The organism is Mycolicibacterium wolinskyi, assembly GCF_002101965.1.
In the GTDB taxonomy this organism is placed as follows: Bacteria; Actinomycetota; Actinomycetes; order Mycobacteriales; family Mycobacteriaceae; genus Mycobacterium; species Mycobacterium wolinskyi.
In genome coordinates, this window is record NZ_LQQA01000015.1 from 615823 (window position 1) to 635691 (window position 19869).

The 19869-nt window shown below is 67.2% G+C and carries 20 protein-coding genes; 16 read left to right on the plus strand and 4 right to left on the minus strand.

The genetic code is table 11. The features are described 5' to 3' along the window. Positions 1 to 11: 11 nt before the first annotated feature. Entirely contained in the window at positions 12 to 1487 is a 1476-nt protein-coding gene (locus AWC31_RS17370; protein ID WP_085145319.1) for a protein adenylyltransferase SelO, read from the minus strand. Positions 1488 to 1590: 103 nt separating this feature from the next. Here AWC31_RS17370 and AWC31_RS17375 point away from each other — a divergent pair, with 103 nt between their 5' ends. Next, positions 1591 to 2256, plus strand: a complete 666-nt coding sequence (locus AWC31_RS17375) for a DUF899 domain-containing protein (RefSeq protein ID WP_085145508.1) — start codon at positions 1591 to 1593, stop codon at positions 2254 to 2256. Between the two features lie 11 nt (positions 2257 to 2267). Here AWC31_RS17375 and AWC31_RS17380 read toward each other — a convergent pair whose 3' ends face one another. Both AWC31_RS17380 and AWC31_RS17385 read right to left on the minus strand, forming a co-directional pair. After that, on the minus strand, positions 2268 to 2654 hold the full coding sequence (locus AWC31_RS17380; protein ID WP_085145320.1) for a DUF2237 family protein: 387 nt from the start codon (positions 2652 to 2654) through the stop codon (positions 2268 to 2270). Between the two features lie 164 nt (positions 2655 to 2818). After that, the gene (locus tag AWC31_RS17385) at positions 2819 to 4459 is read right to left on the minus strand and encodes a PucR family transcriptional regulator (RefSeq protein WP_085145321.1); all 1641 of its coding nucleotides are present in this window, start codon (positions 4457 to 4459) and stop codon (positions 2819 to 2821) included. A gap of 121 nt (positions 4460 to 4580) precedes the next feature. On the opposite strand from AWC31_RS17385, the gene AWC31_RS17390 reads away from it, so the two are divergent. From AWC31_RS17390 to AWC31_RS17410, 5 genes are all read left to right on the plus strand, one after another. Beyond that, positions 4581 to 6083 carry a CoA-acylating methylmalonate-semialdehyde dehydrogenase gene (locus AWC31_RS17390; RefSeq protein WP_085145322.1) on the plus strand — a complete coding sequence of 501 codons (1503 nt, stop codon included), beginning with the start codon at positions 4581 to 4583 and terminating at the stop codon, positions 6081 to 6083. A 13-nt stretch (positions 6084 to 6096) separates the two neighbouring features. Beyond that, positions 6097 to 7482, plus strand: coding sequence for an aspartate aminotransferase family protein (locus AWC31_RS17395; RefSeq protein ID WP_085145323.1), 1386 nt, complete (start codon positions 6097 to 6099; stop codon positions 7480 to 7482). Positions 7483 to 7619: 137 nt separating this feature from the next. Then, on the plus strand, positions 7620 to 8393 hold the full coding sequence (locus tag AWC31_RS17400) for an HAD-IIA family hydrolase (protein ID WP_085145324.1): 774 nt from the start codon (positions 7620 to 7622) through the stop codon (positions 8391 to 8393). A 112-nt stretch (positions 8394 to 8505) separates the two neighbouring features. Then, the gene (locus AWC31_RS17405; protein ID WP_085145325.1) at positions 8506 to 9234 is read left to right on the plus strand and encodes a GntR family transcriptional regulator; all 729 of its coding nucleotides are present in this window, start codon (positions 8506 to 8508) and stop codon (positions 9232 to 9234) included. Then, positions 9231 to 9692, plus strand: coding sequence for a RidA family protein (locus AWC31_RS17410; protein WP_085145326.1), 462 nt, complete (start codon positions 9231 to 9233; stop codon positions 9690 to 9692). Before AWC31_RS17405 ends, AWC31_RS17410 begins: the two co-directional genes overlap by 4 nt. 1 nt (position 9693) lies before the next feature. Here AWC31_RS17410 and AWC31_RS17415 read toward each other — a convergent pair whose 3' ends face one another. After that, complete coding sequence (locus AWC31_RS17415; protein WP_085145327.1) at positions 9694 to 10281, minus strand: SRPBCC family protein; 588 nt, start codon at positions 10279 to 10281, stop codon at positions 9694 to 9696. A gap of 146 nt (positions 10282 to 10427) precedes the next feature. Between AWC31_RS17415 and AWC31_RS17420 the strand changes: the two genes are divergently transcribed. Genes AWC31_RS17420 through AWC31_RS17465 form a run of 10 tightly spaced genes read left to right on the plus strand, consistent with a single transcriptional unit; the run spans position 10428 to position 19860 of the window. Beyond that, complete coding sequence (locus AWC31_RS17420) at positions 10428 to 11375, plus strand: LLM class flavin-dependent oxidoreductase (protein ID WP_234816887.1); 948 nt, start codon at positions 10428 to 10430, stop codon at positions 11373 to 11375. After that, the gene (locus AWC31_RS17425; RefSeq protein ID WP_085145328.1) at positions 11368 to 11652 is read left to right on the plus strand and encodes a hypothetical protein; all 285 of its coding nucleotides are present in this window, start codon (positions 11368 to 11370) and stop codon (positions 11650 to 11652) included. The genes AWC31_RS17420 and AWC31_RS17425 overlap by 8 nt, the downstream gene beginning before the upstream one ends. Before the next feature lie 54 nt (positions 11653 to 11706). Next, positions 11707 to 12690 carry an ABC transporter substrate-binding protein gene (locus tag AWC31_RS17430; protein WP_085145329.1) on the plus strand — a complete coding sequence of 328 codons (984 nt, stop codon included), beginning with the start codon at positions 11707 to 11709 and terminating at the stop codon, positions 12688 to 12690. A gap of 34 nt (positions 12691 to 12724) precedes the next feature. After that, positions 12725 to 13525 (plus strand): ABC transporter ATP-binding protein, encoded by an 801-nt coding sequence (locus AWC31_RS17435; protein WP_067854262.1) that lies wholly within the window; start codon positions 12725 to 12727, stop codon positions 13523 to 13525. Further along, positions 13522 to 14373, plus strand: a complete 852-nt coding sequence (locus AWC31_RS17440; RefSeq protein ID WP_085145330.1) for an ABC transporter permease — start codon at positions 13522 to 13524, stop codon at positions 14371 to 14373. The genes AWC31_RS17435 and AWC31_RS17440 overlap by 4 nt, the downstream gene beginning before the upstream one ends. Beyond that, positions 14370 to 15167 carry an ABC transporter permease gene (locus tag AWC31_RS17445; protein ID WP_085145331.1) on the plus strand — a complete coding sequence of 266 codons (798 nt, stop codon included), beginning with the start codon at positions 14370 to 14372 and terminating at the stop codon, positions 15165 to 15167. The genes AWC31_RS17440 and AWC31_RS17445 overlap by 4 nt, the downstream gene beginning before the upstream one ends. Then, positions 15146 to 17479 carry a xanthine dehydrogenase family protein molybdopterin-binding subunit gene (locus AWC31_RS17450; RefSeq protein ID WP_085145332.1) on the plus strand — a complete coding sequence of 778 codons (2334 nt, stop codon included), beginning with the start codon at positions 15146 to 15148 and terminating at the stop codon, positions 17477 to 17479. The genes AWC31_RS17445 and AWC31_RS17450 overlap by 22 nt, the downstream gene beginning before the upstream one ends. Further along, positions 17476 to 18357, plus strand: a complete 882-nt coding sequence (locus tag AWC31_RS17455; RefSeq protein WP_085145510.1) for an FAD binding domain-containing protein — start codon at positions 17476 to 17478, stop codon at positions 18355 to 18357. The genes AWC31_RS17450 and AWC31_RS17455 overlap by 4 nt, the downstream gene beginning before the upstream one ends. Next, positions 18344 to 18850 (plus strand): (2Fe-2S)-binding protein, encoded by a 507-nt coding sequence (locus AWC31_RS17460; RefSeq protein ID WP_085145333.1) that lies wholly within the window; start codon positions 18344 to 18346, stop codon positions 18848 to 18850. Before AWC31_RS17455 ends, AWC31_RS17460 begins: the two co-directional genes overlap by 14 nt. Beyond that, a complete protein-coding gene (locus tag AWC31_RS17465) occupies positions 18850 to 19860 on the plus strand; it encodes an FUSC family protein (RefSeq protein WP_085145334.1) in 1011 nt (336 codons plus the stop codon). The genes AWC31_RS17460 and AWC31_RS17465 overlap by 1 nt, the downstream gene beginning before the upstream one ends. Positions 19861 to 19869: the final 9 nt, after the last annotated feature.

Here is a 19869-nt window from a genome sequence, read left to right on the forward strand (position 1 = left end):
GTCACCGGCGATCAGGTTCCGCAGAACGTGCGGTAGGCGCCGAAGTCCTGCGGGGCGGGCGCGGCATACCGGTCCAGGCCCGCGCGTTCCCGGTACGGAGCGGCAAGAACTTCCAAGAGCCGGTGCACCGGTTCCAGGTCGCCCGCCGTCGCCGCGCCCAGCGCCTCCTCGACGATGTGGTTGCGCGGTATGTAGATCGGGTTGACCTCGTCCATCGTGTCGGCGGATGGGCCGAGTGTGCGCCAGCGCCCGAGCCATTCGTCGAGTGTTGACGGCACGGCGAACAGATCGCGGACAACCGAGGTGTCACCGCGCGCGGCGCGGCCGAGGGCTCGGAAGAACGATGTGTAGTCGATCTGATTCTGCTGCAACAGCACCAGCAGTTCGTCGATCAGTGCCCGGGCCGCCACGTCGTCGGCCTCGGCGGGAAGTCCCAGCTTGGCGCGCATGCCCGTCGACCACGCGTGATCGAACTTCGCGCGGAACCCGCTGAGCGACTCGGTCAGGATCGCGACCGCCTGCTCGCCGTCGTCGGCGATCAGCGGCAGGAGGGTTTCGGCGAACCGGGCGAGGTTCCACTGGGCGATCGCGGGCTGGTTGCCGTAGGCGTAACGGCCACCTTGGTCGATCGAGCTGAAGACGGTGTCCGGGTCGAACGCCTCCATGAAGGCGCATGGCCCGTAGTCGATCGTCTCACCCGAGATCGTCATGTTGTCGGTGTTCATCACGCCGTGCACGAACCCGACGAGCAACCATTGCGCCACCAGGCTCGCCTGGACCGACACCACGGCGTCGAACAACGCGAGACAGCGGTTCTCGGCTTCGGCGGCTTGGGGGTGGTGGCGGGCGATCGCGTGGTCGGCCAGACGCCGCAGCAACTCGAGATCCCGTGCGGCATTGCAATATTGGATGGCGTACTGGAAACTGCCGACGCGCAGATGGCTGCTCGCGGTGCGGGCCAGCACCGCGCCGGGCAACTGGGTTTCGCGCCACACGTCGCGCCCGGTCGCCACGACGGCAAGCGATCGCGTGGTCGGAATGCCCATGGCGTGCATCGCCTCGCTGACGATGTACTCGCGCAGCATCGGGCCGACGGCGGCCAGTCCGTCGCCGCCGCGCGCGAACGGGGTGCGGCCCGACCCTTTGAGATGCAGATCCCGCGGACACCCGTCGCGGTCGGTCAATTCGCCGAGCAGCAGCGCCCGGCCGTCGCCCAGCCGTGGCACGAAACCGCCGAACTGGTGGCCCGAGTACGCCTGTGCGACGGGCGTGGCGCCACTGGGAACAGCGGTGCCCAGCAACAGGCCGAGCCCCTCGGGTCCGCGCAGCCAATCCGGATCGAGTCCGAGGGCGGCGGCCAGCCGTTCGTTGAGCACGAGCAGCCGCGGGTCCGGCGCCGCTTCGGCCTGCCAGGGCACGGCCATCTCCGGCAGTTCGCGCGCGAAGCGGTTGTCCAGGACCACCGCCGTCTCCGGTGTCGCACTCACTCCCCGAGCCTACGGAGAATTCCGGCCGGGTCACACCGATGAATTCTCGGCGCAGTGCTTGTCTGCATACCTGAGCACCAGAAGCGGGAAGGCGGAAATGGTCATGAAGACACCTCCGATCGTGTCGCACGCCGAGTGGGAGCGCGCGCGGCAGGAGCTGCTGGTGAAGGAAAAACAGTTGACCCGGGCCCGCGACGAGGTGGTCGCGCAGCGCAGGCGCATGCCGTGGCTGGAGATCGAGCGGGACTACCGGTTCGACGGTCCGGACGGGCAGGCGAGCCTGCTGGATCTGTTCCACGGACGCCGGCAGTTGATCGTCTATCGGGCGTTCTTCGAACCCGGCGTGCACGGCTGGCCCGACCACGCCTGCCCCGGCTGCTCGATGCTCGCCGATCAGGTCGCGCATCTCGCGCATCTCAACGCCCGCGACACCACCCTTGTATTCGCCTCGCGCGGAACGCAATCCGATATCGCACGGTTGAAGGACCGGATGGGATGGGTGATGCCGTGGTACACGATCACCGACACCTTCGATGTCGATTTCGATGTCGACGAATGGCATGGCACAAATGCGTTCATCCGTGACGGCGACCGGGTCTTCCGCACCTACTTCGTCAACAACCGCGGCGACGAGGCGATGGGCAGCACGTGGAGCTACCTCGACATCACCGCGCTCGGACGTCAGGAGACGTGGGAGGATTCACCGTCGGGCTATCCGCAGACGCCGCCGTATGACTGGTGGCGCTGGCACGACGACTACCCGCAATAGGCGTCGGCGGTTCAGATGTCGGCGAGGTCGTCGGGCACGTCGACCGCGTACTGCGAGAGCACCTCGAGTGGCACCACATCCATCGTGCGCTCGTGAGTGGCCGCGAGCACGACCGGTGCGGCGTGTCCGTCCTCGTGTGCCCGCAGCCAGTTCGCCGCGGTGACGCACCAGCGGTCGCCGGGCACCAGGCCGGGGAACCGGAAATGCGGTGCAGGCGTGGACAAGTCGTTCCCGATGGATCGCTGGTGTTCGAGAAACTCGGCGGTCACGACGGCGCAGATGGTGTGTCGGCCGAGGTCGGCGTCGCCCGTCGAGCAGCAGCCGTCGCGGTAGAACCCGGTCAACGGGTCGGTGCCGCATTCCTCCAGCGGGCCGCCCAGCACATTGCGATCAGCCATGACACCAGTATCGCGCGGCGTTGCTCAATCAGCCGCCACATCCCAGGCGACCGTGAGTTCGTCGCGTGTACAGCTCCGAGTGTGCATCCTCGGCGCCGAGCGTGCGCCAGGGGCGGCCGCACAGCCGATTGACCGCCCTCAGCGCACACTGGTCGCGCACGGGTTCACCGCAACGATTCAGGGCTCGCGCTGCGCTGAGCGTCGAGTATCAGCAGCGCCACGTGCAACGACGTCATCGACTCACCGTCGTCGAGGTCGACGCCGAGGCGGCGCTGGATCGAGTCCAGCCGGCTGTAGAGCGCCGGTCTGCTCATGTGCAGCCGCTTGGCCAGTGCCGATTTGTTGCCGGCCAGCTCCAGGTAGCCCCGCAGGATGGCCATGTCGTTCTCACCGTGGTCGGCGTCGTGGATCAGCAGTGTCTTGAGTTCGGTTTCGGCGAACGTCTGCACGCGCGGATCGTCATGGAGCAGCGTGATGAGCCCGCGCAGGCGCACATCGGAGGCCCGCACGAACGGACGTTGCAGCCCTGTCATCGACATCGCCACCTCCGCGACGTGCGCGGCCTCGCGCAGCCCCGGCACGGCCTCGGCGAACGCAGATGCGCTGCTGCCGACGGCGACCGTGATCCTCGGGCTGGCCTTAGGTCCCGCCTTCGTGCCGACCCGGTCTGCTTCGCCGCCGCGGCCGATCGCTTCGCGCAGACCTTCGGCGAGGCGGGCGAGCGCCGCGTCCTGACTCATGCCGCGCCGCGTCGACACCGCCAGCACGAGGCCGACCTCGCCGTCTTGGCGGGTCGAGCAGATTGCGGTGTGCCCCTGGGATTTGACGCTGTGGGTGACCGCGTCGAGGATGCGGATGTTGCGTCGTTGCACGGCAACCGGATCGAGCCGGTCGGCCGGTGCGGCCACGCGCACCGTGACCGGGAGGTAAGGACCGGTGGCACGGAGTCCGAGCGCGACGGCGCGGGCGTCGGCCTCACGGTCGTCGGCGATCCGCCCGCCGAGCACGTCGTCGATCAGGCCGCTCTGCGCCTGGTTCTCCAGTCCGGAACGGCCCCGCTCGGCCATGCGGTGCAAGGCGAGGGCCTGCGCCGCGCGCTCCAGGACCATCTTGGCCTTCGCCGGCGCGGCCGGGGTGTGCGGAATGATGAGCCGCCCCCACTCCTCGGTGCGGGGACCGACCGTGGTCGTCGACCAATCCTCGGTCATCGCCCTCGAGCGTCGCTGCCAATCGGTCAGTACCGCGGTGGCCGGTTCGCCCCGTGGCGATATCGCCAGCACCTGGTGAGACAGATCTTCGAGCACGACCGATTCGTCGACCATGTCGGCGGCCGCCCGCACGATGTCGGCGAGCGAAGCGCGCTTCATGCTCAGATCGGTGAAGGTCTGATGCGTGCGGTGGGCGAAAGCCAGCTCCTCGTACTGGTCGGCGACGATCATCCGGTGCACCGCCTCGGTGACCTCGACGAACTTCGTCTCCCGGTGCAGCAGCACGAGCGCGAGACCGAGCGACTGGGCGATGCGCCCCACCGAGGCGGGCAGGGATTTGATGCGGGTGCCCAGTTCCACGACCACGCCGACCGCACCTGCGGCGCGCATGCGCTCGAGGTAGTCGCGAGGCGCGTCGCGCAGCGCCGAGCCGGTGGTCAGCACGAGTTCGCCGCCCTGCAGCAGGCCGGAGAGGTCGGGCATGTCGCTCACGTGCACCCATCGCACCGGTCTGTCGAGGTGCTCGGAGCTGACGACCTCGGGTACACCGGCTTGCACGACAGGCAGCTCGATGACGTCGCGCACGGTCGGGATCATTTACAGAGTGTAATCAACGGCTTCTCATCGAATACAGATTGACGCTCGATGACAGGTAGTCGGTGCCCCAAAGTGGTGCAGGAAAGAGCAGTGAACCATCGCCATAGAGAGGTTTCGATACATGAGCACAGTCATCCAGCATTGGCGCGACGGCAAGGTGTTTGCCGGCAGTTCGACGGCCACGGCGCCGGTGACGAATCCGGCGACGGGTGCGGTGACCGGTGAGGTCGCGTTGGCCAGTGTGGAGGATGCGCGTGCGGTGATCGATGCGGCGGTGGCGGCGTTTCCGGCCTGGCGGGACACGTCACTGGCCAAGCGGACGTCGGTGCTGTTCGCCTTCCGGGAGTTGCTCAACGCCCGCAAGGACGAGCTGGCCGCGCTCATCACCGCCGAGCACGGCAAGGTGCTCTCCGATGCCCTCGGTGAGGTGAGCCGTGGCCTGGAGGTCGTCGAGTTCGCCTGCGGCATCCCGAGTCTGCTCAAGGGCGGGTTCACCGAGAACGCCTCGACCAATGTCGATGTGCATTCGGTGCTGCAGCCGCTGGGCCCGGTCGGCATCATCTCGCCGTTCAACTTCCCGGCCATGGTGCCGATGTGGTTTTTCCCGATCGCGATCGCGGCGGGCAACACCGTGGTGCTCAAGCCCTCGGAGAAGGACCCGTCGGCGTCGCTGTGGATGGCGCGGTTGTGGGCCGAGGCCGGTCTGCCCGACGGCGTGTTCAACGTGCTGCAGGGCGACAAGACCGCGGTCGACGAGCTGCTGACCAACCCGAAGATCAAGGCGATCAGCTTCGTCGGGTCCACCCCGATCGCCCAGTACGTCTACGCCACCGCGACCGCGACCGGCAAGCGGGTGCAGGCACTGGGCGGGGCCAAGAACCACGCGGTGATCTTGCCGGACGCCGATCTGGACCTGGCCGCCGATGCGATGGTCAACGCCGGCTTCGGGTCGGCCGGGGAGCGGTGCATGGCCATCAGTGCGGCGGTGGCGGTCGGCCCGATCGCCGATGATCTGGTCGCCAAGATCGCCGAGCGCGCCGCCACGATCAAGACCGGGGACGGCACCAAGGATTCGGACATGGGTCCGCTGGTGACCAAGGTTCACCGCGACAAGGTGGCCTCCTACATCGATGCCGGTGAGGCCGCGGGCGCCAAGGTGGTGCTCGATGGGCGCACGGTGCTGGGCGAGGACGGTCAAAGAGATCCAGCCGGGTTCTGGCTGGGGCCGACGCTGCTGGACAACGTCACCCCGGAGATGAGTGTCTACACCGACGAGATTTTCGGGCCGGTGTTGTCGGTGCTGCGGGTCGACACTTACGACGAGGCCCTTGAGTTGATCAACAGCAACCCGTACGGCAACGGTACGGCGATCTTCACCAATGACGGTGGGGCGGCGCGGCGGTTCCAGAACGAGGTCGAGGTGGGCATGGTCGGGATCAACGTGCCGATCCCGGTTCCCATGGCCTACTTCAGCTTTGGTGGGTGGAAGGCCTCGCTGTTCGGTGACAGTCACGCCCACGGTGCCGAAGGCGTGCACTTCTTCACCCGCACCAAGGCCATCACCACCCGCTGGCTCGACCCCTCCCACGGCGGCATCAACCTCGGTTTCCCCGAAAACAAGTGAGAGACTGGAATTCATGACTGTGACTCAAGAGTCCGCCGTGCTTCCCAACGGTCTGAGCATCGAGGAAGCCAAGGCGGAGGCTGCGCGCGCCTACGAACTGGACCGCGCACACGTGTTCCACTCCTGGTCGGCGCAAGAGGAACTGTCGCCGATGACGATCACCGCGGCGCAGGGGTCCTATGTGTGGGACGGCCACGGGAACCGGCTGCTCGATTTCTCGTGTCAGCTCGTCAACACCAACATCGGACATCAGCACCCGAAAGTGGTTGGCGCCATTGCCGAACAGGCGGCCAAGCTGTGCACGGTCGCGCCGCAGTATGCCAACGCAGCGCGCTCCGAGGCGGCCCGGCTGATCGCCGAGCGCACCCCCGGTGAGTTGAACAAGGTGTTCTTCACCAACGGTGGCGCCGATGCCGTCGAGCACGCGGTCCGCATGGCCCGCCTGCACACCGGCCGGTACAAGGTGCTCTCGCGGTACCGCGCCTATCACGGCGGCACCGAGACGGCGATCAACCTGACCGGTGATCCGCGCCGCTGGCCCAACGATCACGGCAACGCCGGCGTGGTGCACTTCTTCGGCCCGTTCCTGTACCGGTCGCAGTTCCACGCGACCACGGAGGCCGAGGAGACCGAGCGGGCGCTGGCCTACCTCGACCAGCTGATCCGGCTCGAGGGTCCGTCGACCATCGCGGCCATCATCCTGGAGTCGATCCCCGGCACCGCGGGCATCATGGTTCCGCCGCCGGGATACATGGCAGGCGTGCGGGAGATCTGTGACCGCTACGGCATCGTCTTCATCGCCGACGAAGTGATGGCTGGGTTCGGCCGCAGCGGAAAGTGGTTCTCCATCGACCACTTCGACGTCGTGCCGGATCTGCTGACGTTCGCCAAGGGCGTCAACTCCGGTTACGTGCCGCTGGGTGGTGTGGCGATCAGCCCCGCCATCTACGAAACCTTCGCGCACCGCGCATATCCGGGCGGCCTGACGTACTCGGGCCATCCGCTGGCGACCGCCGCGGCCGTGGCCACCATCAATGCGATGGAAGAAGAAGGCATGGTCGACAACGCCGCCAAGATCGGGGCCGAGGTCATCGGGCCCGGCCTGGCCGAGCTGGCGGCCAAGCATCGCAGCGTCGGCGAGGTCCGCGGTGCCGGTGTGTTCTGGGCCGTCGAACTCGTCGCCAATCAGGAAACGCGGGAACCGTTGGCGCCCTACGGCGGATCCAGCCCGGCGATGAACGCCGTCATCGCGGCGTGCAAGGCAGGCGGCCTGCTGCCGTTCGCCAACTTCAACCGCATCCACGTCGTGCCACCGTGCAACGTGTCGGCGGACGAGGTGCGCGAGGGCCTGGCAATCCTCGACAAGGCGCTCGACGTCGCCGACGAACACGCGAGCTGACGCTCCGCGTCTTCATTCAACGGGACTGCGCTCAGGGACAGAAATCGCGAGAGATCTGTCCCTGAGTCAGTTTCGGTGGGCGGCGTTGGCGTCCGGTTAGCCCGTGAACTGCCGCCCGACTTGAGACACTGGGACTCGTGCGTTCACATGCCCAGTGCTGGCTGACCGATATGGATGGTGTCCTGGTTCGCGAAGAACACGCGTTACCGGGTGCCGCGGAGTTTCTGCAGACGTTGGCGGACAAGGAACGGCCGTTCCTGGTGTTGACCAACAATTCGATCTTCACGCCGCGCGATCTGGCCGCGCGGCTCACGCGTTCGGGCCTCACGGTGCCCGAGGCGTCGATCTGGACCTCGGCGCTCGCGACCGCGACATTCCTCGACGATCAGCTCCCCGGCGGGTCGGCGTATGTCATCGGCGAAGCCGGGCTGACCACCGCACTGCATGAGGTCGGCTACACCCTGACCGATACCGAGCCCGATTTCGTGGTCCTCGGCGAGACCCGCACCTACTCGTTCGAGGCGATCACCAAGGCCATCCGCCTGATCCTCGGCGGTGCCCGGTTCATCGCCACCAATCCCGACGTGACCGGTCCGTCGGCGGAGGGACCGCTGCCCGCAACCGGGTCGGTGGCCGCGATGATCACGAGGGCCACCGGCCGTGATCCGTATTTCGTCGGCAAGCCCAACCCGATGATGTTCCGCAGCGCGCTCAACCGGATCGAGGCCCATTCGGAGAACACCGTCATGGTGGGGGACCGCATGGACACCGACGTGGTGGCGGGCATCGAGGCGGGTCTCGACACCATCTTGGTGCTCACGGGTTCGACATCCGTCGACGACATCGAGCGCTATCCGTTCCGGCCGAGCCGCGTGCTGCCGTCCATCGCCGAGGCGATCGACCTCATCTGACCGCGCCATGGGCGGCAACGTGGAGGTTTACCGGCCCGAAACGCGCGGAGGACATGGCACCGGGACCGGTTGATCGCATAGAGTATCCAATATCAGCGAAAGCGAGACCCCGATGCCACCGCGAACAGCCAACCGACGCACTGCCCCTCAGTCTGCCTCCGGCAACGGCAAGTCGGACTTCGTCAGGCCCAAAACCGCGCAGCAAGCAGTGGCCGAGGCGCTGCGCCGGGACATCACGAGCGGCAAGCTCGCGCCGGGCAGCTGGATCGTGCAGGAGAGCCTCGCCGAGCATTTCGGCATGTCTCGGATCCCGATTCGCGAGGCGCTGAAAACGCTTGAGGCCGAGGAATACATCACCTATGTGCCGCACAGCGGATACCGCGTGGCCAAGCTGGGCCTCGAGGAGCTCCTCGAGGTGTTCCGGCTGCGCGACATCCTCGAGGCCGAGCTCATCCGCGACGCCATGCCCGAGGTCACCGACGAGGTGATCGAGCGGATGCGCGACCAGATGGCGGAGATGGATCGTGCCGCCGCCGCGGGGGATCTCATCGGGGTCGGCCTGGCCAACCGGGAATTCCACTTCCTCACATTCGAGGCGAGCCGGATGGCGCGGACCAAGCGGATCGTCAACCAGCTGTGGAACACCGCGGACGCGTACCGGCCGCTGTACGCCCATCTGATGGACCTCGACAAGGTGAACAGTGAGCACGTTCTGCTGGTCGAGGCGATGGCGGCGCGCGATGTGGAGCGGGTGGTGGCGCTCAACCACGAGCACCGCATGCACGCGATCGATCATCTGCACATCGTGTTCGGTCGCGAGGATGCTGAAGCCGACTCGTGACGCCACGGGATCGTTTGGCGGCGTTGGGATTTGAGGTTCCCGCTCCGGCTGGGCCCAAGGGCGCCTATTTTCCGAGCCGGCGGTTCGGCGACCAGCTCTGGATATCGGGGACGACGGCGCGTCGCCCGGCGGATCCCGGTGCCGTTGGCGTCGTGGGCGCCGACGTCACTGTCGAGCAGGCGCGTACCCAGGCGCGCCATGCGGCGCTGAACCTCGTGGCGGCGATCGATGCGGCCGTGGGACTCGACGCAGTGACGGCGCTGGTGCACCTGCGGGGCTACGTGCGCGCGACGTCGGACTTCGACGCACATCCGGCGGTGATCGACGGCGCCTCGACGCTTCTGCTCGACGCCTTCGGCGCGCAGTGCGGCGCGCACGCGCGCACGGCCGTCGGCGTGGCGTCGCTTCCGGGTGGAGCCTGCGTCGAACTCGAACTCGTCGCCACCGTGCGCGGCTGAGTCAGGCGAGCCGCTCGGCGGTACGCCCGATCGCCAGGCCGAGCGCGACGCCGGCGAGTGCGGTCAGTGCTATTGCCACCCAATCGTTTTCGCGCACATGCGGTCGCGGTGCGGCAGCGCCGGTCGCGGGAGCCGGTTCGGCGCCGGGCGATGCGATGAGGGCGTCGAGCCTGCGCACGAACTGCCCGATGATCCGGTTACTCACCTGTTTGATGACGCCACTGCCGAACTGGGCGATGCGGCCACCCAGTTCGAGGTCGGTGCGTACCGTCACCTCGGTGCGTCCACCGGTGTCGCGGGCAGCCATCGTCACGGTGGCCTCCGCCGTCCCGTTGCCCTTGCCGTCCCGGGCCCGCCCGCGCACCACCATCTGGTGTCCGGCGTCGTCTCGGCTGACGACGGTCGCGGTGCCGGAAAGCGTGAGCCCGACGGGGCCGACCTTGACCGCGACCTTCGCTCGGTAGTCGTCGCCGTCGTGGCCCTCGAGTTCGGCGCCGGGGATGCACGCCACCACGCGGGGGATGTCGGTGAGCGTCGCCCAGGCGACGTCGAGCGGCGCGGCAACGCAGAACTCATTGACTAGTTGCATGACGTTTTCTGGCCTCTCAATCGCCGTTTCCAGTTGTGCGACCTGAATCACCCGCTTACGATTGGATACGATATCCAACGTCGCCCAGGAGGTCGATAGTGCTGAGTAAAGGTGTTGGTCTGTTTCCGACCGAACCGGTGGGCACGATGTGTGAATACGTCCGGCTGAGTGAATCGCTCGGTTATGACAACGTGTGGTTCGGGGATTCGCAGAACATCTGGCGGGAGTCGTCGACCGTGATGGGCGCGGCGGCCGTCGGCACCGAACGCATCATCTTCGGCACCGGGGTGACCAATGCCGTGACGCGGCATCAATCGCTTCTCGCGTCGACATGGGCGACGCTCGCCGAGTTCACCGGAGGCCGCGTCGCCCTCGGGATCGGCACCGGTGACTCCTCGCTGCGCACCATGGGCCTCAAGCCGCAGAAGCTCGCCGAACTCGAACAGTCGATCCAAGAGCTCCGCACCCTGTTCAAAGGTGAGAAGGTGGTGGAGCCGACCAGCGGCGCCGAATACCACCTCAACTATCTGACTGAACCGATGGACATCCCGATCTACATCGCTGCCTCCGCACCGAAGATCCTGCGGATGTCGGGCCGTATCGCAGATGGCGTCATCGTGCTCGTCGGCACCGCACCGCATTTCATCGAAGCGGCGCTCAAGACGATCGAAGCGGGTGCGGCCGAGAGTGGCCGCACGCTCGACGACATCCATATCGTGCTGTGGACGCCCACGGCCATCGACGAGGATCGCACGACGGCCCGCGACCTCGTCCGCGCACACGTGTCGCGGGTGGCGATCCGGCCGCTGCCGGCCAAGGTGGAACCGTCGCTGGAGAAGGCGATCGACCGTATCCGCGATTCCTACGACTACTACCAGCACATGAACACCGAGGCGTCGCACGCCGACCTGGTGCCCGACGAGCTCGTCGATCTGTTCGCACTCGCAGGCACCCCGGACGAGTGCGGGCAACGGCTCAAGGAGATCGAGGCCCTCGGTGTCGACCAGGTGTCGATCGTTCCGTTCGTCCGGCCGGGGGAGAGCCGGGCGCCGACGATTCGGACGTTCGCCGAGATCGTCGGCGGGCATGGCTGACACCGGGTCTTCGGCACGGCAGTTTCCCGCCCCGGGAAGTGCCGTGCCGGGTGCGCCGCCTCCGTTGAAGCGTGTCCTCACGCCGGCCGACGGGGTGCGCGTGGCGATCCCACGGGAACCGGCAAGCTTGGCTTCGGTGCCCGATGCCACGACGACAGTTGGCGGCACGCGTTTCACGGCGGCAGCGGCACTCCTCGGTGTCGCGGTGGGGCTCGAACTCGCCGGGGTGCTCTCGCGCGCGTTCGCCGCATCACGAGCGCGCAAAATGTTGACCTAGATCACAGTAATTCGTATAGTGTATCCAATATTCACGACCCGGAGGTTGCCCCGAATGTCCTGGTTCCCCAAAGCCTTTGCCGCGGCGTGTACCGCGGTCGCCCTCATCGCGGGAGCGACGGCGTGCGCCGACGAATCCGCGGGTCCGGACACCGAGGGCACCGATGCGTTGAGCATCTCGGCCACCGGGGTCGACAGCTTGCCGTTCATGGCCATCCTGCAGGTCGGCATCGACAAGGGCTGGTTCTCCGAGCAGGGGCTCAACGTCGATCTCTACTCCGGCGGCGGTGGTGGAAATACCCTGCGGGTGGTCACCAGCGGGGACGCCGACATGGCCATCGCCGGGAACAGCTCCGTGATTCTCGCTGCGCAGCAACCGAATTCGAACCTGAAGGTGGTTGCCCCGTGGTTCCAGATCAACGACTTCTCCTGGATCTCCCCGCCGGGACGCAAGCTGGAGAATGCGACCCTCGGGTTCAGCTCCGCAGGCTCGTCCACCGAACTCATCGTCAAGGGGCTCGAGCGCAAGCTCGGCGTCAAGTCGCAGGCCGTCGGGCCGATGGGTGACAACTGGACCGCGGCCAAGGCGGGCCAGATCACCGCCGGCTGGGCCATGCAGCCGTTCATCGCCGACAAGCAGGCATCCGAGCGTGCCGAGGTGCTCGTCGACTCGCGCGACGTCGTGGGCGATCTGCCTGCCGACCTCGTCGCGGTCAACACCGAATACGCCGAACAGAACCCCGACAACATCCGCAACTTCTTCCTGGTCGCCAACCGGCTCAACGAATGGCTCGTGGCCAACCCGGACGAAGCCGCGGCCGAGATCGCACCGCTTGTCGGCGTCACGCCCGAGGTGATGAAGTCTGCCTTCGCCAACAATCCCGACCTCGCGAAGGGATACTCGTTGAAGGTCGACACCGCGGGGTTGACCAATCTCTCGGAGCTGATGGTGGGTGCGGGCCAGATCTCCGAGCCGATCGACTGGGCCACCATGCTCGACCAGCAGTATCTGCCCGACGACGCACGGGCGGACTTCTGAGCCAGCACACCCACTAACTCCGAGAGGCATACCCATGGATCGCGACGGCATCCAGATCGACGACGTGTCGGTCGTGTTCGACGCCCCGGCAGGCAAGGTGACGGCCGTAACCGGTATCACCCAGCATGTGCCGCACTCCAGCTTCGTGTCCATCGTCGGGCCGAGTGGATGCGGGAAATCGACCCTGCTGGCGGTGATCTCGGGACTGCAGAAGGCGTCGACCGGGCAGGTCCGCGTCGCCGGAAAGCCCGTGACGGGCCCGGACCCCTCGATCGGTGTGGTGTTCCAGGAGGATTCGACCCTGCCGTGGCGCACGGTCGAGGAGAACGTCGCGTTCGCCATGGAGATGATCGGTGTCGACAAGGCCTCGCGCCGTCAGCGGGCCAAGGACGCGATCGAGCTCGTCGGTCTCGACGGGTTCGAGAAGTCCTACCCGTCCATGCTTTCCGGCGGTATGCGCCAACGCGTCGCGCTGGCGCGCACGCTCGCGGTGCAGCCCGAGGTCGTGCTGATGGACGAACCGTTCGCGGCACTCGACCAGCAGACCCGGCTGTTCCTCGGCGCCGAGGTGCGGCAGATCTGGGCGCGCACCCACCAGACCATCGTGTTCGTCACGCACGACATCTCCGAGGCGATCCTGCTGTCGCAACAGGTTTGGGTGATGTCGTATCGGCCCGGTTCGATCATCGACGTCGTCGACATCGACCTGCCCGACGAGCGAGACGCGAGCATGGTCTCCACGCCTCAGTTCAACGAGCTGCAGAACCGCATCTGGACGTCGCTGCAGGCCGAATCCATGCGCGGGTTCAAGCAGCAGGAGGCTGCCAGCACGTGACGACTTCGTATGTGGCACAAGACGACTTGCCCACCGAAACCATGTCGCCCAACAATGGCCCGGCGCAGCCCGTCCGCCGCAAGCGCAAGGTCAGCAACTTCGCGCTTAGTGGCATCTCGACTGTTGTGCTGATCGTCGCGTTCCTGGTGTTCGCCGAGATCGGGGCCCGCGCCGGGTTGTGGAGCGACCGGGTCCTGCCCGCGCCATCGGTCATCCTGGCCGAACTGGGCCGGCTGCTGGGCCAGCCGCAGTTCTGGGACGACGCCGCACGCACCGGCATCGAGGTTGCGTTCTCGATCGTGTTCGGCAGCCTCTTCGGTTTCGCGGCCGGGCTGATCTTCTGGAAGTTGCCCGCCGTGGGGCGGATCTTCGAGCCGTATCTGGTCTCGTTCTACGCCGTGCCGCTGGTGCTGTTCTATCCGGTGATGATCGTGCTCGTCGGGATCAACGCCATGTCGGTGATCATCCTCGCGACCATCATGGCCGCGATCCCGATGGCGCTCAACACCGCGGTCGGGCTCAACTCGATGCCGCCGGTGTACATGAAGCTGGCCCGCTCACTCAAGGCGTCCCCGCGCCAGACCCTGTTCGCGATCGCGATCCCCGCGGCAGGTCCGTTCATCGTCGCGGGTCTGCGGCTCGCCGTGGTCTACGCGTTGATCGGCACCATCGCGATGGAGTTCACCACCGCGCAGGCCGGCCTGGGGTACCGCATCCGGTACCTCTACGAAATCTTCAACAACAACGAGATGTTCGCCTACATCGCCGTGGTGCTCGTACTCTCGTGCATTCTCACGGTGCTGCTGGCACTCGTGGAACGTGTCTTGCTGCGCGGGAGGAATCGATGACTTCGACCGAGAGCGAGCCCGTGGCGCCACCGCGGGCCGCGGCGCCATCGACGTCGCAGCGGCTGCGCGCGCTGCTCGGCAACCAGGCGGTCGGTGCGACGCTGCTGGCCGTCCTGGTGGTGCTCGTATGGGAGGTCTTCTCCGACCTGACCTTCGTGATCCCCTCGCCGGTCCAGACGATCGGCGTGCTTATCGAGAACCTGTCCGACCCGGCCTATCTGTTCGATCTGCGGGTCACCGCGCAGTCGGTGTTCCTGGCCTTCGTGATCGGAACCGCGATCGGCGGCGGGCTCGGGCTGCTGCTCGGCCTGTCCGAGCGCTTGCGGCTGATCTTCGAGCCGATCCTGATCATGCTCAACGGCATTCCCAAGATCGTGCTGTACCCGGTGTTGCTGCCGATCTTCAGCCTGACGGGTTCGAAGGTCGTGATGGGTGTGCTGTTCGCACTGTTCCCGGTGCTGATCAACGTATCCACCGGCGTGCAGGAGATCCCGCGGGTCTACTGGAAGCTCGCCCGTTCGGTCCGCGCGAACGCGTGGCAGATGCTGGTTCACATCATCATTCCCGCGATCCGGCGCCCGCTGCTGACCGGTATCCGGCTGGCGGTGAGCCTTGCGGTGGTCGGTGTGGTGCTCTCCGAGTTCTTCGCCACCAGAAGGGGTTTGGGCCGGGTCGTGCTGCAGTCCTACAGTCACGGCGACTACCCGTCGATGGTCGCCACGATCATGCTGCTGATCACCATCTCGTTCGCGATCTCGATCGCCTTGTGGCAATGGGAAAAACGACTTCATTGACCGGCTACATCGGCAGTTCGGTGCGACGTCGCGAAGACGAACGGCTGCTCGACGGGCGGGGGCAGTTCGTGGCGGACTGCGCCGCGGGTGCACACCATGTCGTCTTCGTACGATCGACCGAACCGCACGCCGCGATCAAGCGGATCGACGTGTCGGCCGCCGAGCACATGCCCGGCGTGGTCGGTGTTTTCACCGCAAGCGATCTCGGCATCTGCGGCGTGCCCATCCCGACGCTCACGACCCCTGATCCGCAGTTCACCGCGGCGACCTCCTGCGTGCTCGCCGAACAGCGACTCCCGATCCTGGCTTCCGATCGCGTGCACTACGCCGGCCAGCCGATCGCCGTTGTCATCGCCGAAGACCGGTACCGCGCCGAGGATGCCCTGGAAGCGATCGAGGTCGTCTACGAGCCCAGGCCCGCGGTCACCGATCCGTTCGAGGCGCTCGAGCCCGACTGCCCGGTGCTGTTCGATCACCTCGACGGGAACGAGGCAGCGCGGCTGAACTACTCGTTCGGTGACCCCGACGCCGCATTCGCCGCCGCCGCGACCGTCGTCACCGGCACCTACCGCATGAACCGGCACGGGGCCGTACCGCTCGAGTGCCGCGGTGTGCTCGCACAGTTCGACGCGAGGCGCGCGCGAGTCGAGGTGACCACGTCGACGCAGGTTCCGCACATGGTGCGCAACGCGATCTGCGCGGTGACCGGTTGGTCACGCCAGGAGATCAAGGTGTCGGTGCCCGATGTGGGCGGCGGATTCGGCACCAAGGCCAACGTGTACGCCGAGGAGATCCTGCTCGCGCTTCTGTCGCGGCAGACCGGACACCGGTTGATCTGGGTGGAGGATCGCCAAGAGCATCTGGTGGCCAGCGCACAGGGACGCGATCAGCTGCACCGCACCCGGCTCGCGCTGGACGGCGAAGGCCACATCCTGGCCTGGGCCGATGATTTCGTCGTCGACATCGGCGCCGGAAGCCTGTGGGTCGCAGGCATCATCGCCAACACCGCGATCCATCTGCTCGGCCCGTACCGCATCCCGGCCGCCGACATCGCCGGGCGGGCGGCGCTGACCAACAAGACCCTGGTCGCGCAATACCGCGGCGCGGGCCGGCCGGAAGCCACGTTCGCGCTCGAACGCAGCCTGGACGCCGCGGCTCGCGAGCTCGGCCTGACCGGTGAGGAGATCCGGCGGCGCAACCTGCTCACCGATGCCGACATGCCGTATCCGCGGCCCATCCCGTACCGCGACGGGGTCCCGATCTCCTACGACGGCCGCGACTACCGGGCCTGTCTCGAGTCGGTGCTCGACGCGTTGCCGCGCGACGAGGTGACGCGTTGTGCGGCAAGGTATCCGCAGTACCGCATCGGCTACGGCCTGGCGTCGTACCTTGAGGCCACTGGCCGCGGACCGCACGAGACCGCCCGGATGCGGCTGCTGCCGGGCGGCCGGTTCGAGGTGACCGCGGGGGCGGCATCGGCCGGCCAGGGACACGAGACGGTGTTCGCTCAGGTGGCTGCCGAGGCGTTGGGCGTGCCCATGGCCCATATCGCCTATGTCGCCGGCGACACCGAGCGATTGCCCGACGGGGTCGGGACTTTCGCGAGCAGATCGGCCATCCTGGCGGGGTCGGCCGTGCACACGGCCGCGGGCCAACTCGTCGACCTCGCGATCGATCGCGTCGCCCGCCTGTCGGGTGCCGAGCACTGCGACATCCAATATGCCGACGGGCGTTTTCATGTCGCCGCCGGTCACGCCGTCAGCTGGGAGGAGTTGGCGCGTGCCATCGCGGTGGGCGGTGACCAGGAGGGCGGTGGGGCACTGGATGTCACCGCGGTCTACCGGGTACCGACCGTGACGTGGACGATGGGCGTGCACGCGGCGGTAGTCGGTGTGCACCGCCGGACGGGCATCGTCAAGGTGTTGCGCTACGCGGTTTCTCACGAGGGCGGACGCGAGATCAACCCCAAGATCGTCGAGGGACAGATCATCGGCGGCGTGGCCCAGGGCGTCGGCGGGGCCCTGTTCGAGCACTGGGAATACTCCGATTCCGGCCAGCCCCAGTCGACCACGTTCGCCGCGTATCACCTGCCGTTGTCGACCGACGTGCCGCGGGTCCGGGTGCGGCACCTGCATGTCGACACCCCGGTGAACCCGATCGGGGTCCGCGGTGCGGGGGAGAGCGGCACCATCGCCGTCTACGCTGCGCTCGCCGGTGCCGTCGACGATGCACTCGGCGGCCGGATTCACGTGGACAGCACACCGATCTCCACCGGCGAGCTGTGTCGCGCCCTGGCGAGGACGGCCTCGTGAAACCCGCGCCGTTCCACTACCTTCGCCCCGAATCGGTCGGCGAAGCACTCGAGCAACTGGCGGCATACCCGGATGCCAAGTTGATGGCGGGTGGGCAATCGCTGCTGGCGCTGATGAATCTGCGGTTGGCGCGCCCGAGCGTCATCATCGACATCGGCCGCCTCGACGAGCTCAAGCGAATCTTCGACGACACCGATGACCTGATCCTCGGTGCGCTGGTGACCCACCGCACCGTCGAGGTCGATCCGCTGATCTCGGCGCGCACCCCGCTGCTCGCCGATGCCGCGCGATACATCGGCCACATCGGCATCCGCAACCGCGGCACCATCGGCGGATCGGTGGCTCATGCCGACCCCGCCGCCGAAATGCCCTTGGCGACATTGGTTCTCGGTGCGACATTCCATGTCGAATCGGCGAGCAAGGGGCGACGTGAGATAGGCGCCGACGAGATGTTCGTGTCCTTCTACACCAATGCCCTGGAGCCCGACGAAATCCTGACCTGGATATCGGTCCCCGCCATCCGCGCCGGACAGGGCTGGGGCTTCGTCGAATATGCCCATCAGCACGGCGATTACGGCCTGGCCGGCGCGGGCTGCCTACTCGAGGTCGGCACCGACGGACGGATCGAATCGGTGCGGTGTGCGGTGCTCAGCGCCGCGGACCGGCCGTTGCTGTTCGTCGGTGACGACGTGGTCGGGCAGGCTCCGTCGGTCGCACTGTGGGAGGAGTTGGCTTCGCGGTGGGCCGACGCGACCGAACCGTCCTCGGCTGACCCGGATTACTCGCGCCGACTGTGCGAGACGGCGCTGATCCAGGCGCTCACCGCGGCCCAGCAGCGGATCGGCGAAGATCAGGAGCGAATCCATGCAGGCAACTGAGCTGTCCGAACACGCGGCAGGGGTGGCGATATCGGTCATCGTCAACGGAAGGCTCGTGCAACGCACGGTGCCGCCCCGGCTCATGCTGGCGGACTTCCTTCGCGACGAACTCGGTTTGACGGGTACACATCTCGGTTGTGAGCACGGTGTGTGCGGTGCGTGTTCGGTGTTCATCGACGGGCGCAGCATGCGGACGTGCCTGATGCTGGCGGTGCAGGTCGACGGGCTGCGGGTGACCACCGTCGAGGGCCTCGACGAGTTCGAGGAGACCCGGCGGCTGCGGCAGGCGTTCTCCGAACGAGGCGGCCTGCAGTGCGGTTTCTGCACGCCGGGATTCCTGGTGACCGCCGTCGAATTGCTGCGGGATCCCAACACCGACAAGCCCTTGACTGAAGACACGGTGCGGGAAGCGTTGTCGGGCAACATCTGCCGCTGTACCGGCTACCAGGGCATCGTGCAGGCCGTGCTGGACGCGGCTGACTGTTCTGACTGATGCCGGTCCAGCTCCGCACGCCCGAGCTGCTGCGGCCGACCGGTAACAGCCGCTGGGGTATGGCGGCCGCGCTCGCGTTGTCGCTCGGCGCCATCCTGGTCGTCACCGCGCTCGCCGGCCACGCCGAGCTCGGATCGGCCGTGGGGCTCGGTTTCGTGCTGACCGCGGTACCCGAACTGCCGACCGCGTGGCGGCCTGGGCTTTCGGCCCTGTGCGTGCGGACGCTCACCGTGGTGGTCTGCGCCGGGATCGTCGTCCTATGCGCGCCGTACGAACACCTTCTCGGTGCCGTCACGGTCCTGGCGGCCGTGTTCGGTGCGTTGGTTCCGCGGGTGGGGGCGACGGCGGGGCTCGCGGTGGTACTCATCGCCATCGATCTCGATGTCGGCGATCTTGCGGGCACCGGACGTCTGATCGCGCTGGTCCCGTATGTGATTGGCACGGTGGTGGTGTCGGCCGCGTGGTTGGCGTGGTTCGGGGCGGCCCGGCTCAGCGGCGTTGCGCCGGATGAGGAGCCGGAACCGCGTCGGCCCGATCTCGGCCACGCGGCGCGCGTCGGTGTCGCCGTCGGATGCGCGGTCGGGGTGGCGGCGCTGCTGCCTGCCGACATGGTGGGCGGGCACTGGCTGGTGACGAGCGTGCTGCTGACGATCCAGCCCAGTCAGGGGCAGACCGGTATGCGCTTGGCGCAACGGCTTTCGGGCAACACCGTCGGTGCGGTGATCGCCGCGGTGCTGCTCGGTGCGCAGCCGCCCGCGCCGGTGACGATCGCGCTCACGGTCGGCCTGTTCCTGCTGGCGATGGCCCTGCGTCCGGTCAACTACACCTGGTGGGCCATCACCGGGCCGCCCGTGCTGTTGGTGATCAGCGAATATCCGGAGCTCTTTCCCTGGTACGAGGGTGGGGTGCGGCTCGCGATGAACATCGGCGGTGCGCTCATCGTCGTGCTGGTCGTGTTCGCCGTGCCGCTGCTGACCCTGACGCTTGTGCGGTTACGTGGGCGCCGGTGAGTGCGCGGC